The organism is Streptomyces tropicalis, from assembly GCF_029269835.1.
Taxonomy (GTDB): Bacteria; Actinomycetota; Actinomycetes; order Streptomycetales; family Streptomycetaceae; genus Streptomyces; species Streptomyces tropicalis.
On sequence record NZ_JARJBB010000003.1, the window covers coordinates 483,739 to 497,775 of the forward strand.

The following is a 14,037-nucleotide window of genomic DNA, read 5'->3' on the forward strand; positions in this document are numbered from 1 at the left end:
ACGCGGAAGGCTCCGCACCGGACGGCGCGAGCCCCGTCCCGCGATCCCGCGGGCGGGCCGGCATCCCCCGGAGGGAGACGCATGGACACCGCCGAACTCGTCGAACTCGGACGGCAGCTGCGTGTCGACAGCATCCGTGCCGCCGCGGCGGCGGGCTCCGGCCACCCGACGTCCTCCATGTCCGCCGCCGACCTGATGGCCGTCCTGCTGGCCCGCCACCTCCGCTACGACTTCGACCGCCCCGACCACCCGGGAAACGACCGCTTCGTGCTCTCCAAGGGGCACGCCTCGCCCCTGCTCTACTCCGCCTACAAGGCCGCCGACGCCCTCGGCGACGAGGAACTGCTCACCTTCCGCACCCTGGGCAGCCGTCTGGAGGGGCACCCCACACCGCAGCAGTTGCCCTGGGTGGAGACCGCCACCGGCTCGCTCGGCCAGGGGCTGCCGATCGGCGTCGGGATCGCCCTGGCCGGCAAGCGGCTGGACCACGCCGACTACCGGGTGTGGGTGCTGTGCGGAGACGGCGAGATGGCCGAGGGCTCCGTCTGGGAGGCCGCCGAGCACGCCGGCCACGAGCGGCTCGACAACCTGGTCGCGATCGTCGACGTCAACCGGCTCGGCCAGCGCGGCCCCACCCGCCACGGCCACGACCTGGGCGCCTACGCCCGGCGTTTCGCCGCCTTCGGCTGGCACACCGTCGAGGTCGACGGCCACGACGTCGACGCCGTCGACCGCGCCTTCGCCGAGGCGGCCGCGACGGACGGCCGGCCCACCGCGGTCGTCGCCCGCACCCTGAAGGGCAGCGGGGTCGCCGAGGCCGAGGACCGGGAGGGGCTGCACGGCAAGCCGCTGCCGCACCCCGACGCGGCCGTCGCGGAGCTGGGCGGCGTCCGCGACCTGCGGGTCCGGGTGCAGGAGCCGCCCGCCGCCCGGTCGCTGCACGCGGTCGGCGACGGGGTCCTGGAGCTTCCCCGCTGGGAGCGGGGCGACGAGGCCGCCACCCGCGACGCCTACGGACGGGCGCTCGCCGCCCTCGGCACCGCGCGGGGCGACGTCGTCGCCCTGGACGGCGAGGTCGGCGACTCCACCCGCACGGAGCTCTTCGCCAAGGAGCACCCCGGCCGCTACTTCGAGTGCTACATCGCCGAGCAGCAGATGGTGGCCGAGGCCGCCGGGTTCGCGGTGCGCGGCTGGGTGCCGTACGCCTCGACCTTCGCGGCCTTCCTGACCCGCGCCCACGACTTCGTGCGGATGGCCGCCGTCAGCGGCTGCGGCATCACCCTCAACGGCTCGCACGCGGGCGTCTCGATCGGGCAGGACGGGCCGAGCCAGATGGGGCTGGAGGACCTGGCGATGATGCGGGCCGTCCACGGCTCGACCGTGCTGTACCCGTGCGACGCCAACCAGACCGCCCGCCTCGTCGCGGCGGCGGCGGACCTCGACGGCATCCGCTACCTGCGCACCTCCCGCGGGTCGGGCCCGGTGCTCTACGGGCCCGACGAGGAGTTCCCGGTCGGCGGGAGCAAGGTGCTGCGCTCCTCCGGGCGGGACCGGGTGACGGTCGTCGCGGCGGGCGTCACCGTCCCGGAGGCGCTGCGGGCCGCCGACGCCCTGGCCGAGGAGGGCACCGGGGTGCGGGTGATCGACCTGTACTCGGTCAAGCCCGTCGACCGCGGCACGCTGCGGCAGGCCGCGGAGGAGACCGGGGCCCTGCTCACCGTCGAGGACCACCGGGAGGAGGGCGGTCTCGGCGACGCGGTCCTCGACGCCTTCCTCGACGGGCGGCCGGTGCCGCGCCTGGTGCGGCTCGCCGTCCGCACCATGCCGGGCTCGGCCACGCCCGCCGAGCAGCTGCGTGCCGCGGGCATCGACGCCGAGTCGATCGCCGCGTCCGCCCGGCTGCTGGCGGTGCAGGCGGCGGTGCCGTGAACGGCGCCGTGACGGTGCCCTGAGCGGCGGCCGGCTGCCGCATGCGGCTCCCGCGAGCCGGGGCCACCCGTGGCGACGGGCGCCGGGGAGCGGTGCGTGGGGCATGCACGTACCGCTGTGCGCAGGGGGGACGCCCCGTGCGGGGGACATGCGTGCCCCGGCAGGTTTGGCCCGCCTGCGCGCAGGCCACCCGGTAGGTGCGGAAGATCATGCCGAAGGCACAGGAGGCACCATGACCGGACCGCGGTACGTCTACGCCGTCTGCCGCCCCCTCGACGCACCCCTGCAGGCCCAGCTCACCGGTGTGGCCGGCGCTCCGGCGAAACTGCTGCACCACCACGGCCTGGTCGCCGTCCTCAGCGAGGTCCCCGAGCGGGACTTCGCCGAGGAGCCGCTGCGGGCGCACCTGATGGACGACGCATGGCTCGCCGAGACCGCGCGGGCGCACCGGGGCGTGGTCGACGCGCTCACCGCGGTCACCACCCCGCTGCCGCTGCGCCTGGCGACCGTCCTCCCCGACGACAGCGGCGTCCGTTCCATGATCGAGTCCGGGGAGCGGACGTTCCTGAGCACCCTGGACCGGATCCAGGGGCGGGTGGAGTGGAGCGTCACCGCCTCCGTCGCGGAGGACGCGCCGGGCGACCCCTGGCTCGAGGCGGAGCGGTCCGCCACGCGTCTGCACGAGACGCTGTCCTCCTTCGCCGAGGACAGCCGGCTGCACGAACCGCACGGCGGCGATCCGTCCGGCCGTGCCGCGCGGACCGTGCTGGACGCCTCCTACCTGGTGCCGCGCGGCCACTCCGAGGAGTTCGTGGAGACGCTGGAGCGCGTCCGGGCAGACGCCCCGGCGCTCCGTGTCGAGCTGGCCGGCCCCTGGGCCGCCTACTCCTTCGCCCGGCCCGCCACCCAGGAGGTCTGGGCCTGAGCCCGGGAGCGCGGCAGGCCGGGGCCGGTGCGGGGCCGCGTCAGGCCCCGCGGCCGCCGTCGCCGTCCGCCCCGGGCCCGCCGGTTCCGGCCCCGCCCGTCGCGCCGCCGGTCCCCGCGGAGGCGTCCGTGTCGCGCGGGTCCTCCTTGCGGCACAGGATCTCCCCGTGCAGCACGGCGAACCAGCCGTCCTCGCGGCGGCCCCACTCCCGCCAGGCCTCCGACACGGCCCTCAGCTCCCGCTCGGTGGCGTGGCCGCCCCCGGTGGCGCGCTCCGCGTACGCCGACGCGAGCGTGCGGTCGGCCCACAGCCCGCTCCACCACTGCCGCTCGGCCCCGGTGGCGTAGGTCCAGGTACCGGAGGTCGCCGTGACGTCGGTCAGGCCCGCGCGCAGCGCCCAGGACCTGAGCCGCCGTCCGGCGTCCGGCTCGCCCCCGTTGGCGCGGGCCACCCGCCGGTACAGATCGAGCCAGGCGTCCATGCCGGGCACCTCGGGGTACCAGGCCATCGCCGCGAAGTCCGCGTCGCGCACCGCCACGAGGCCGCCCGGCCGGGTCACCCGCACCATCTCGCGCAGCGCCCCCACCGGATCGCCCACGTGCTGCAGCACCTGGTGGGCGTGGACCACGCAGAAGGTGTCGTCCGGGTAGTCCAGGGCGTGCACGTCGGCGACCGCGAAGTCGACGTTGGTGAGCCCCCGGGCGGCGGCGGTCGCCCGGGCCTGCTCCAGGACGCCCGGGGCCCGGTCGACCCCCGTCACCCGCCCGTCGGGGACCCGCTCCGCCAGGTCGGCGGTGATGGTGCCCGGGCCGCAGCCGATGTCCAGGATCCGCATGTGCGGCTTCAGGGAACCGAGGAGGTACGCCGCCGAGTTGGCGGCGGTGCGCCAGGTGTGCGAACGCAGCACGGACTCGTGGTGCCCGTGCGTGTAGACGGCCGTTTCCCTCGGCTTCGGCATGGCGTGCTCCTCGTGTCGCCCGGGCTCCCCGGGAGCCCGGGTCCGGTGAGGGCCACCGTACGCGCGCCAGCCGAATGGTGAGACCTGCGTCCCGCGGTGCCGACTGACGGACCGTCATCCGCCGGACATCGGGCGGTACACCTCCAGTGCCTGGGGCAGCTTCTCCAGCCACACCTCGTGGTCCACCTCGATGACCTCGCCGTCGTAGGCGAGCAGGGTCCCGGGGGCGACGCCGGCCAGGTGCAGCCGGGAGACCCGCACGGCCGCGTGGGCGGGGGAGCGGGTCAGCGGGCCGGCGAACGCGGCCGCGAGCAGCCGCAGGGCCGGCCTGCGCCCGCCGTGCACCACGCGCACGTCGAGCTTGCCGTCCGCCAGGTCCTGCCGCCGGCCGGGCGTGAGCCCGATGCGGTGGTACGTGCCGTTGCCCGCGAACAGCAGCCACAGCGGGCGGCGCCGTCCCTCGAACTCCGCCTCCAGCGGGTGCCGGTCGGCGCGCAGCACCCGCGCGGCCGCGACCAGCCCGGCCGCCCATCCGCCGATCCGGCCGGACCAGCGCTCCCGCTCCCGCACCAGCTCCGGGTACACGCCCAGGCTGAAGGTGTTCACGAAGACGCCCCGCCGGTGTCCCGAGACGAAGCGGCCCACGTCCACCCGGACGCCGTCGCCCTGCTCGATGGCCCGGGCCAGGTCCCGCGCGTCCTCCACACCGAGGTCGTACGCGAAGTGGTTCAGTGTGCCGCCCGGCAGCACCGCCAGCGGGATGCGGTGGCGCACGGCGATCTCGGCGGCCGTGTTCACCGTGCCGTCGCCCCCGCACACCCCGAGCACCCGGGCCCGCGCCGCCGCCTTCTCCAGTTCGGCGGCCACGTCGTCGGGAGCGCACTCCAGGACCTCGGCCCGCGGCAGCGCGTCCCGCAGCGCACCCGCCCGCTCCGCGGTGCCCGAGGCGGTGTTGGCCACCAGGACCAGCCCCTCGCCCTCGGGCAGCGCCGGCAGCGCCGCCCGCTCCCGGGCCGGCGGGACGGCCTGCGCGCGGGTCGGCACCATCGCCCGCACCGCGAACGCGGCCCCCGCGCCGAGCGCCGCACCCGCCAGCACGTCGCTGGGGAAGTGGACGCCGGTGTACACCCGCGACACCGCGACCGAGACGGCGAGCGGGGCGACCACCGCGCCCCAGCCCGGGGACTCCAGGGCCACCCCCGTGGCGAAGGCGGCCGCGGAGGCCGCGTGCCCCGACGGGAACGACGTGGTGATCGGCTGGTGCTTCAGCCGCCGCATCAGCGGCACCGGGTCGATCTGCGGCCGGGCCCGGCGCACCGAGCGCTTGCCGAGCGTGTTGATGGTCAGGGAGGCCAGGCTCAGCGAGGCGAGACCGCGTGCGGCGGCCCGGCGGGCCCGCGGCGTGCGGCTCACCGCTATGGCGGCCGCCGCCGCGCCCCACAGCAGCCCGTGGTTGGCGCTCCGGCTCAGCCGCGGCAGCACGGGCCCGGCGGCGGGCCAGTCGCGTTCGGCGGCGAACTCGAAGAGGCGGCTGTCCAGGTCCAGCAGCCGGCGGAAGACGGTGCGGGCGCCGTGCACCGGGGCGGTCAGGTCGACGTCAGGACTCATACAGGGACCGTTACCCTGAACCGGCCGTACCTTGCCGCGGCCGCCCCGCGCCGCGGATATGGGTTTGCCGCAGGTCGGACGGGCCGCCGCGGATATGGGTTTGCCGCAGGTCGGACGGGCCGCGCAGAATGCCTCCCCATGGGACATCTGGAAGCCGCGCACCTGGAGTACCACCTGCCCGACGGGAGGACGCTGCTCGGCGATGTCTCGTTCCGGGTCGGGGAAGGGGCCGTCGTCGCCCTCGTCGGCCCCAACGGCGCCGGGAAGACCACCCTGCTCCGGCTGGTCTCCGGTGAGCTGAAGCCGCACGGCGGCACCGTCACCGTCGGCGGCGGCCTCGGCGTCATGCGGCAGTTCGTGGGGTCCGTACGCGACGAGAGCACCGTGCGCGACCTGCTCGTGTCCGTGTCGCCGCCCCGTGTCCGCGACGCCGCACGGGCCGTCGACGAGGCCGAGCACGCCCTCCTGACCGTCGACGACGAGGCCGCCCAGATGCGGTACGCGCAGGCGCTCTCGGACTGGGCCGAGGCCCGCGGCTACGAGGCCGAGACGCTGTGGGACGTGTGCACCACGGCCGCGCTCGGCATGCCCTACGACAAGGCCCAGTGGCGGCAGGTACGGACCCTGTCGGGCGGCGAGCAGAAGCGGCTCGTCCTGGAGGCGCTGCTGCGCGGCACGGACGAGGTGCTGCTGCTCGACGAGCCGGACAACTACCTCGACGTGCCCGGCAAGCGCTGGCTGGAGGAGCGCCTGAAGGAGACCCGCAAGACGGTCCTCTTCGTCTCCCACGACCGCGAACTGCTCTCCCGTGCCGCCGAGAAGATCGTCTCCGTGGAACCCGGGCCGGCCGGCGCCGACGCCTGGGTGCACGGCGGCGGCTTCGCCACCTACCACGAGGCCCGCCGGGAGCGCTTCGCCCGCTTCGAGGAACTGCGCCGCCGCTGGGACGAGAAGCACGCGCAGCTGAAGAAGCTGGTGCTGAACCTGCGCCAGGCCGCCAGCGTCAGCCACGAGATGGCCTCCCGGTACCAGGCCGCCCAGACCCGGCTGCGCAAGTTCGAGGAGGCGGGCCCGCCGCCCGAGCCGCCGCGCGAGCAGGAGATCACCATGCGGCTGCGCGGCGGCCGCACCGGGGTGCGCGCCGTCACCTGCGCGCAGCTGGAGCTCACCGGCCTGATGAAACCCTTCGACCTGGAGGTCTTCTACGGCGAGCGGGTCGCCGTCCTCGGCTCCAACGGGTCCGGCAAGTCGCACTTCCTCCGGTTGCTCGCCGGCGACGAGGTCGCGCACACCGGCGCCTGGAAGCTCGGCGCGCGGGTCGTGCCGGGGCACTTCGCGCAGACCCACGCGCACCCCGAGCTCCGGGGCCGCACCCTGCTCGACATCCTGTGGACGGAGTACGCCCAGGACCGCGGCGCCGCGATGTCCCGGCTGCGCCGCTACGAGCTGACGGGCCAGGCCGAGCAGTCCTTCGACCGTCTCTCCGGCGGGCAGCAGGCCCGTTTCCAGATCCTGCTGCTGGAACTGGCCGGCGCCACCGCCCTCCTGCTGGACGAGCCCACCGACAACCTCGACCTGGAGTCCGCGGAGGCCCTCCAGGAGGGGCTGGAGGCCTTCGACGGCACGGTCCTCGCGGTCACCCACGACCGATGGTTCTCCCGCTCCTTCGACCGCTACCTGGTCTTCGGCAGCGACGGCCGGGTCCGCGAGACACCGGAGCCGGTGTGGGACGAACGCCGGGTGGAACGGGCCCGCTGACCCGCCCGCCGGGCGCGGCGTCCCGCGCGGCGCCACCGCGCGGAACGGGACGCTACGTGTCCCGGAGCAGCGCGCCCAGTCCGCCCAGCGGGACGTCCTCGTCCGCCGCGGCGCTCACCGGAGCAGGGGACAGCGCCGTGGCGTCCGTGGTGGCCGCCGAGCGGATCAGGGCGTCGTCGGCGTGCGCCGGCCACGAGCGCCGCCCGTCCCGGGCCGGCAGCTCCGCCGGGCGCACCGCCAGCTCGTCCGGGGCCTCGCCGATCCACACCTCGCGGTGCGGATCGGGACCGTCCGGCCGGATCAGCAACTCCTCCAGACGGTGGTCCCTGGCCGCCCGGACCAGCGCCGGCACCCCCTCCACCGCTCCCGTCCGCCCGTCGGCGTCCGGGGTGCGGGCCGCCCGGAACCGGTCCAGCTCGGCCGCGACCCGGCGGCGGACGTGTGCGGCACGCATCTGCTCCACCTCGTCGTCCGAGAGCCGGCCGCCGACGCCGTGGGACGACTCCACCACGCGCCCGGCCAGCCGCCGCGGCAGCCGCTCGCCGACCTCGCGCCGCGTGCGCGCGTCGCCCACCAGCACGAGCAGGTCGGCCCCGGCCTCCTCCTGGCTCACGCTCAGCGCGTCGGCGATCTCCGCCGCGTTGTGCTCCCAGGTGTTCTCCACCTTCAGCTGGAACTGCCGCTCCGACCAGCCCGCACCGCTCCCGCGGAACAGCGCGGGGCAGCGGGCCGCGGCCGGGCCGGGCCGCCACGGCGCCGGGCCGCCGCGCAGCTCGAAGTCCGCGCCCCGCCGGTCGACGTACGCCACGATCACGACCGGGTCCTCGCCCGTGAGGTCGAGCAGGGGCGCCACCCGCGGCAGCGCGGCCCACGCGGCCGTGCCGCCGTCGCGCGGGGGCCGGGTCAGGCGGGCGTCGAGGGCGATCCCGCCGTCCCGCGCGAACAGGGCGCACCCCGGCGGCTCGGGGCCCAGCCGCATCTCCTCGATCGCGTCCTCCACGGCCCAGCAGGTCGCCCGGTCCGCACCCTGCGCGGACAGCTCCCGCACGGCCGCCAGGGCGGCGAGGTGGAGCCGGCGGGGGGTGTCCTGCGGCCGCCCGGACGTGTCCACGTACACGGAGGCCCAGGGGCCGGGGTGTTCGTACAGTGGATGCAGAAAGGCGAGATCCATGTCTCCCTCCCGGATGCCGTCCGGATGCCGGCTCGATCCCGTTCGGGCATTCTTCCGGGGCGGGTACCCGTACCGCGGCAACGAACACGACGAGCGGGGCGACACCATGACCGGAGTGGACCCGGGGCGACTGGACGACCTGCAGCTCATGAAGGAGCTGGAGACCATCCACCGCACCCGTCACGACACGCTGCTGTACGGCTCGAACGACGCGCTGCGCGCCCACAACGAGCGGATGGCGCAGCTGGAGGGCGAGTGGCTGCGGCGCAACCCGCGCCGGTCCGTCGCCTCGGGCCGCACCCGCGAGGGCGCGCGGGAGCGCGGGTGCGGGGAGTCGGCGACACCGAGCGCGTGACGGCGACGCCCGCGCGTGACGGTCCTGGTGCGCGACGTCGGCTGCGCGCCCCGCGCGTGACGCGGGGCCGCGGGCTCAGGCGCGGTCCGCGAGCGCGTCCAGGACGGCGGCGCAGAACGCCTTCAGGTCGCCCGGGTTGCGGCTGGTCACGAGCCGGTTCGGGCCCTGGTCGCAGACCTGCACGCGCTCGTCCACCCAGGTGCCGCCCGCGTTGCGGATGTCCGTGCGCAGGCTCGGCCACGAGGTGAGGACCCGGCCGCGCACGACGTCGGCCTCGACCAGCGTCCACGGCGCATGGCAGATCGCGGCGACCGGTAGGCCCCGGGAGAAGAAGTCCCCGACGAACGCCACGGCCTCCGGGACCGTCCGCAGCACGTCCGGGTTGGCCACGCCGCCGGGCAGCACCAGTCCGTCGAAGGACGCGGCGGACGCCTCCCCGACGACCTCGTCGACGGGGAAGGTGTCCGCCCTGTCCAGGTGATGGAAGCCCTGGACCTCGCCGGGCCGCGTCGACACGAGCACGGCCTCGTGGCCCGCGCCCAGGACCGCCTTCCAGGGCTCGGTCAGCTCGACCTGCTCGACGCCCTCGGGGGCGGTGAGAAATGCGATGCGCATGGTTCGGCTCCTTTCGTCGGGACCGTCGGGCGGGGTGGGACGGGCGAGGGGCCGCGGGGGGACGTGCCGCCCTCCGCGGGCCCGTTCACCCGGTCGGCCCAGGCGGTCCCGCGGGTGCGGTCGGTCCGGCGCCCGACCCGTCGCCGGGTGCCGCGTCCGATCCTTCGTCCGGTTCGTCGTACGGTGCGGTGTCGGGCTCGGCCCGGCCGATGTCCGCGAGTGCCGACTCCGGTGCCCGGGCCTCCGCGAGGTCCCCCAGGCCGACCAGGCCGACCGGCATCCCGTCCTCCACCACCGGAAGGCGGCGTACGGCGTGCGCGCGCATGAGCGCCACGGCCCGCGACACCGGGTCGTGCGGGCCCACGACCAGCGGGTGCGGTGTGCACGCCGACCGTGCGGTCGCGGTCTGCGGGTCGAGGCCCTCGGCCACCGCCCGCCCCACGATGTCCCGGTCGGTCAGCACGCCCACGATCCCCTGCCCGTCGGCGACGACCACGCCTCCGACGCCCTGTGCGCGCATCAGCTGCGCCGCCTCGGCGAGCGAGGCTCCGGGCCGCACGGCGACCACCCCGGGCGTCATGACGTCCCTCACGGATCCAGCCATCGTCCGAGGCCCTCCCTGCCCTGCCGCGTCGCCGGGAGCCGCGCGCAGGCACGGCCGTCCACCGCGTACCCGGGGACGGGGCGCCGACACGGCCCGGGCCCGGGTGTCACCCGACAGGCCGTCCGTGTCCCGCGAATGGGGCTCGGCCGCGCGCGGCCCGCCGCGCCTCGGGCTGTGATGGCTGCGGAGGGCACGAAGGCCCTGCCCGTCCGATGCACGCTCCGCCCGTCCGCCCCGTCGAGGAGTCGACCTCATGCGCCGTACGTCCAGTGCCCTGTCCGCCGTCGTCCTGGCGGGAGTGATAGCGGGCGCCTCCGCCCCGGCCGTGTGGGCGGACCCGGCCGGGACGGGCGGTGCCGGCACCGCACGGACGGACGGCCCCTCCGCCCCGGCCCGGTCCGCCGGCGCCGACCCGGGCGGTGCCGCCGGGAAGTCCGCGTCCGGGAAGTCGGGGAAGTCCGGGTCCGGGAAGTCCCCGGCGTTCCCGCGCGCCCCACTGCACCCGGGGGCGCCCGGGGAGCCCGGGCGGTCGACGGCGGTCGGCTCGCCATCCCCGCACGTGACGGGTCGCGGCCGGACGGCTCCCGCCGGGATGGCTCCGGCCCAGCCGGCCCGCGACACGGGGGCGCGCGACCGGGCCGCCGGCATCGCTGCCCACGGTCTCCCCGTTCCGCCGATGCCCGGTCCCCCCGCGCCCGGCCCCGGAGTGCGGGACCGGCCGGCGCAGGACCCGGCCGCGCCGGATCCGGCCGACCCGGCGGATCCGGCGGGCCAGGACGCGGTGCCGCGGGACCCGGGAGCGCCGGGCCTGGCCGGGCTCGCCCCGGCGGACCCCGGTGCGGTCGCCCCCGAGGCCGCCGAGCCGGGCGCCGCGGAGCCCGACGGCGCGGGCCTCGGCGCGACCGACCCGGGTGCCGCCGATCCCGGCGCGGCCCCGGCCGTACCGGACGCCGCGCTGCTGGACGCCGTGCCCGAGGACCCCGGGGCACGCACTCCGGCGGCGCAGGCCCCCGGATCGCGTGAGCCCACCCGTCCGGCGGAGTCCCCCGGCGCGTCCCGCAGCCCCGGACGCGCGCCGTCCGGGGAGCAGAGCGCGCAGGGCGCGTCCCGCGGCGACGCCACCGGCGAACCGGGGCACGGCCGGGCGTCGCGCGACGCCTCCCGGGTCCCGGGCGCCGGGGACGGAGCCGCGGTCCAGCACGGTGTCGAGGCCGGTGAGGGCGGGGTGTTCACGGAGTCCGTGCCCGCGCTGGTCGCCGGCGCCCTGATGATCGCGGCGGGGTGCGCCGCCGCGGCCCACCGGTTGTGGCGGCACCGGGGCCTCCACGGCTGAGCCCGGTCACGATGCGTGCGGACCCCCGGTACGAGGAACGCGGCCGAGGCCGGGTACCCGGTGGGACGGGCACCCGGCCGGCCCCGGACGGCCCGGAGCCCGGCCGCGGGCGGGTCAACCGCCCCGGGCGTGTGATGTTCACGACCCGGACCGCCGCCCATGGGGGTGCGTCCTGATGGGTACGCAGAGGCCGTGGCCACGGCCCCCGCGCCCCGGACGGCACGCGCGCCGCCCTCCCGCGGAGCGGAGGCCCGCCCGAGACGGACCGGACGAAGGGTCCCCCTACCGGGGAGGCCGCCCGTCCCGGACCGCACGGACGGCGCGTGCGGCCCCGCACGGACCACCGGCGCCGCAGGACGCCACGGCACCCCACCGGCCCCACGACCCGGCACACGACCACAGGAGACGGCACCACCGAACTCGGCACCAGGACACGGCACGGCAGGCACCAGGGACTGCGCGGAGGCAGCCATGCGGCGGACGGACCCGGAAGGACACGGCCCCGTCCGGTACGGGCCCGTCCTCCCCGGCGACGGCCTGCCCGTACTGCCGGAACTGACCGCGGTGCTCTCCGCCGCCGCGGACCGGACCGTCCAGGGCCCGGTCGGCGGCGGCACCGACCTGCGGGACGCGGCCTGCGGCTACTGGACGCGGCGCGGCCTGCCGACCGCGCCCGACCGGGTCGCGGCGGCCCCCGGCGCGCCCGCCCTGCTGGTCGCGCTGACTGCCGCGCTCGGCGGCGACGTGCTGGTGCCCCGCCCGTGCGCCGCCTGGTGGGCGCCGTACGCCCGCCTGCTGGGCCGGCCGGCCTTCCACGTGGCGACGCCCGCCGAGTGCGGCGGCGTGCCCGACCCGTACGCCCTGCTGGAGACCGTGCGCCGGGTCCGGGCCGAGGGCGGCGACCCGCGGCTGCTGGTGCTGTCCGTCGCCGACGACCCCACCGCCACCGTCGCCCCGCCCGAGGTGCTCCACGAGACCGTGGAGGCCGCGGCCGCCGAGGGGCTGCACCTGGTCAGCGACGAGACCTGGCGCGACACCGTGCACACCCCGCAGGCCACGATGCTCCTCAGCCCCGCCGAGATGCTGCCCGGCCGGGTCACCGTCGTCAGCGACCTCGCCGGTGCGCTGCTGCCCACCGGCTGGCCCGCGGCCGTCGCCCGCTTCCCCGCCGGCGACGGCGGGGAAGCCCTGCACGCGCGCGTGCTCGACGTGCTCACCGCACTCGACGCCCGCGTGGCCGAACCGGTCGCCGCCGCGGCCGCGTACGCACTGGGCGAACCCGGGCCGGTCACCGCGCGGCGGGCCGCCTCCGTCGCGCTGCACGCGCGCGTGGCCCGCGCCGCGCACAGCGCCGTGGTCGGTGCGGGCGGACTGGCCCGGCCGCCGCAGGCCGGCCGCCACCTCTACGCCGACCTCGGCCCCCTGCGCTCCGCGCTCGCCGCCCGCGGCGTCGGTGACGCACAGGAACTGGAGGACTTCCTCACCTCCCGCCTCGGCACGGCCGCTCCGGGCGGCCACCGCTTCGGGGACGATCTCGGCGCGCTGCGCGTCCGGCTCTCCACCGGGCACCTGCTCGGCGGCGACGAGGAGGGTGCGGACCTGCTCGCGTCGGCCCGGCCGTGGGAACTTCCCCGGGTGCAACGCGCGTTGATCTCCCTGACATCGGTACTCGACGATCTCCGCGACGACGCTCAGCGACGGGAGCCGCCCCGATGACGCAGCAGTCCGAGTCGACCACGCCCGCCTCCCCGTCCGCCGGCGGGGGCCCCACGGCCCGCTCCCCGCACCCGGCCCCGCCCCCGGTGCCGCCGCTGGCCGCGCCCAGACCGCTGGGCGAGCTCCGGGTGTGGCCGCGCACCTTCCACGACCGGCTGACCGCCCCGCTGCCCGGGCTCAAGGGCCTGGCCCGGTTCGCCCGCGAGGGTGCCGTCCGCCCGGCCCGGGAGGGCCTCGCGGGCATCCCGCTGCTGCCGTACGAACCCGCCCCGCTGCCCCGCGTGGACGCACGCACCGTCGCCGTCACCTGGGCGGGACACGCCAGCTGGGTGATCCGGATCGGCGGGCTGACCGTGCTCACCGACCCGGTGTGGTCCCGCCGCATCATCGGCACGCCCGCCCGCATCACACCGGTCGGCGTCGAGTGGGAGGACCTGCCCCCCGTCGACGCGGTCGTCATCAGCCACAACCACTACGACCACCTCGACGCCCCCACCCTGCGCCGGCTGCCGCGCGACACACCGGTGTTCGTGCCGGCCGGGCTCGGCCGCTGGTTCCAGCGCCGCAGATTCACCCGCGTCACCGAGCTGGACTGGTGGGAGGCGGCCGAACTGCGCGGTGTCCGCCTCGACTTCGTCCCGGCCCACCACTGGTCCAAGCGCACCCTCACCGACACCTGCCGCAGCCTGTGGGGCGGCTGGGTGCTCACCGCCCCCGACGGCCTGCGCGTCCACTTCGCCGGCGACACGGGGTACGGCCACTGGTTCACCCGCATCGGCCGCCGCTACCCGGGCATCGACCTCGCCCTGCTCCCCGTCGGCGCCTACGACCCGCGCTGGTGGCTCAGCGACGTCCACTGCGACCCGGAGGAGGCGGTGCAGGCCGCGCAGGACCTCGGTGCGCGCCGCATGGCCCCCATGCACTGGGGCACGTTCGTGCTCTCCGCCGAGCCCGTCCTGGAGCCGCTGACCCGGGTGCGCGCCGCCTGGGACAAGGCGGGGCTGTCCCGGGACGACCTGTGGGACCTCCCGGTCGGCGCCTCCCGCGTCCTGACCTGAGCGCGCC

The 14,037-nt window shown here is 77.1% G+C and carries 11 protein-coding genes and 1 pseudogene; 7 read left to right on the top strand and 5 right to left on the bottom strand.

The features are described from left to right. Positions 1-81: 81 nt before the first annotated feature. Entirely contained in the window at positions 82-1,929 is a 1,848-nt protein-coding gene (locus tag P3H78_RS08690) for a transketolase (RefSeq protein ID WP_276108251.1), read from the top strand. Between the two features lie 232 nt (positions 1,930-2,161). Next, positions 2,162-2,854: a GvpL/GvpF family gas vesicle protein gene (locus tag P3H78_RS08695; RefSeq protein ID WP_276108252.1), complete on the top strand. Its 693-nt coding sequence runs from the start codon at positions 2,162-2,164 to the stop codon at positions 2,852-2,854. A gap of 40 nt (positions 2,855-2,894) precedes the next feature. On the opposite strand, the gene P3H78_RS08700 is transcribed toward P3H78_RS08695, so the two are convergent. Together P3H78_RS08700 and P3H78_RS08705 are read right to left on the bottom strand one after the other, a co-directional pair. Beyond that, a complete protein-coding gene (locus P3H78_RS08700; protein WP_276108253.1) occupies positions 2,895-3,812 on the bottom strand; it encodes a class I SAM-dependent methyltransferase in 918 nt (305 codons plus the stop codon). A gap of 114 nt (positions 3,813-3,926) precedes the next feature. After that, positions 3,927-5,420 (bottom strand): bifunctional phosphatase PAP2/diacylglycerol kinase family protein, encoded by a 1,494-nt coding sequence (locus P3H78_RS08705; protein WP_276108254.1) that lies wholly within the window; start codon positions 5,418-5,420, stop codon positions 3,927-3,929. Between the two features lie 138 nt (positions 5,421-5,558). On the opposite strand from P3H78_RS08705, the gene P3H78_RS08710 reads away from it, so the two are divergent. After that, positions 5,559-7,178 carry an ATP-binding cassette domain-containing protein gene (locus P3H78_RS08710; protein ID WP_276108255.1) on the top strand — a complete coding sequence of 540 codons (1,620 nt, stop codon included), beginning with the start codon at positions 5,559-5,561 and terminating at the stop codon, positions 7,176-7,178. A gap of 52 nt (positions 7,179-7,230) precedes the next feature. Here the strand turns inward: P3H78_RS08710 and P3H78_RS08715 are convergent, their stop codons facing one another. Beyond that, positions 7,231-8,349, bottom strand: a complete 1,119-nt coding sequence (locus P3H78_RS08715) for a baeRF2 domain-containing protein (protein ID WP_276108256.1) — start codon at positions 8,347-8,349, stop codon at positions 7,231-7,233. A gap of 106 nt (positions 8,350-8,455) precedes the next feature. On the opposite strand from P3H78_RS08715, the gene P3H78_RS08720 reads away from it, so the two are divergent. Next, positions 8,456-8,704 carry a DUF6158 family protein gene (locus P3H78_RS08720; protein ID WP_276108329.1) on the top strand — a complete coding sequence of 83 codons (249 nt, stop codon included), beginning with the start codon at positions 8,456-8,458 and terminating at the stop codon, positions 8,702-8,704. Positions 8,705-8,779: 75 nt separating this feature from the next. Here P3H78_RS08720 and P3H78_RS08725 read toward each other — a convergent pair whose 3' ends face one another. Next, positions 8,780-9,319: a type 1 glutamine amidotransferase domain-containing protein gene (locus P3H78_RS08725; RefSeq protein ID WP_276108257.1), complete on the bottom strand. Its 540-nt coding sequence runs from the start codon at positions 9,317-9,319 to the stop codon at positions 8,780-8,782. A gap of 190 nt (positions 9,320-9,509) precedes the next feature. Next, a pseudogene (locus P3H78_RS08730) lies at positions 9,510-9,923 on the bottom strand (CBS domain-containing protein); the annotation flags it as partial. A gap of 676 nt (positions 9,924-10,599) precedes the next feature. Here P3H78_RS08730 and P3H78_RS08735 point away from each other — a divergent pair. The 3 genes from P3H78_RS08735 to P3H78_RS08745 all read left to right on the top strand — a co-directional run bounded on the left by P3H78_RS08735 (position 10,600) and on the right by P3H78_RS08745 (position 14,030). Beyond that, complete coding sequence (locus P3H78_RS08735; protein ID WP_276108258.1) at positions 10,600-11,256, top strand: hypothetical protein; 657 nt, start codon at positions 10,600-10,602, stop codon at positions 11,254-11,256. A 471-nt stretch (positions 11,257-11,727) separates the two neighbouring features. Further along, positions 11,728-12,972 (top strand): aminotransferase class I/II-fold pyridoxal phosphate-dependent enzyme, encoded by a 1,245-nt coding sequence (locus P3H78_RS08740; protein ID WP_276108259.1) that lies wholly within the window; start codon positions 11,728-11,730, stop codon positions 12,970-12,972. After that, a complete protein-coding gene (locus tag P3H78_RS08745) occupies positions 12,969-14,030 on the top strand; it encodes an MBL fold metallo-hydrolase (protein WP_276108260.1) in 1,062 nt (353 codons plus the stop codon). The genes P3H78_RS08740 and P3H78_RS08745 overlap by 4 nt, the downstream gene beginning before the upstream one ends. Positions 14,031-14,037 lie beyond the last annotated feature (7 nt).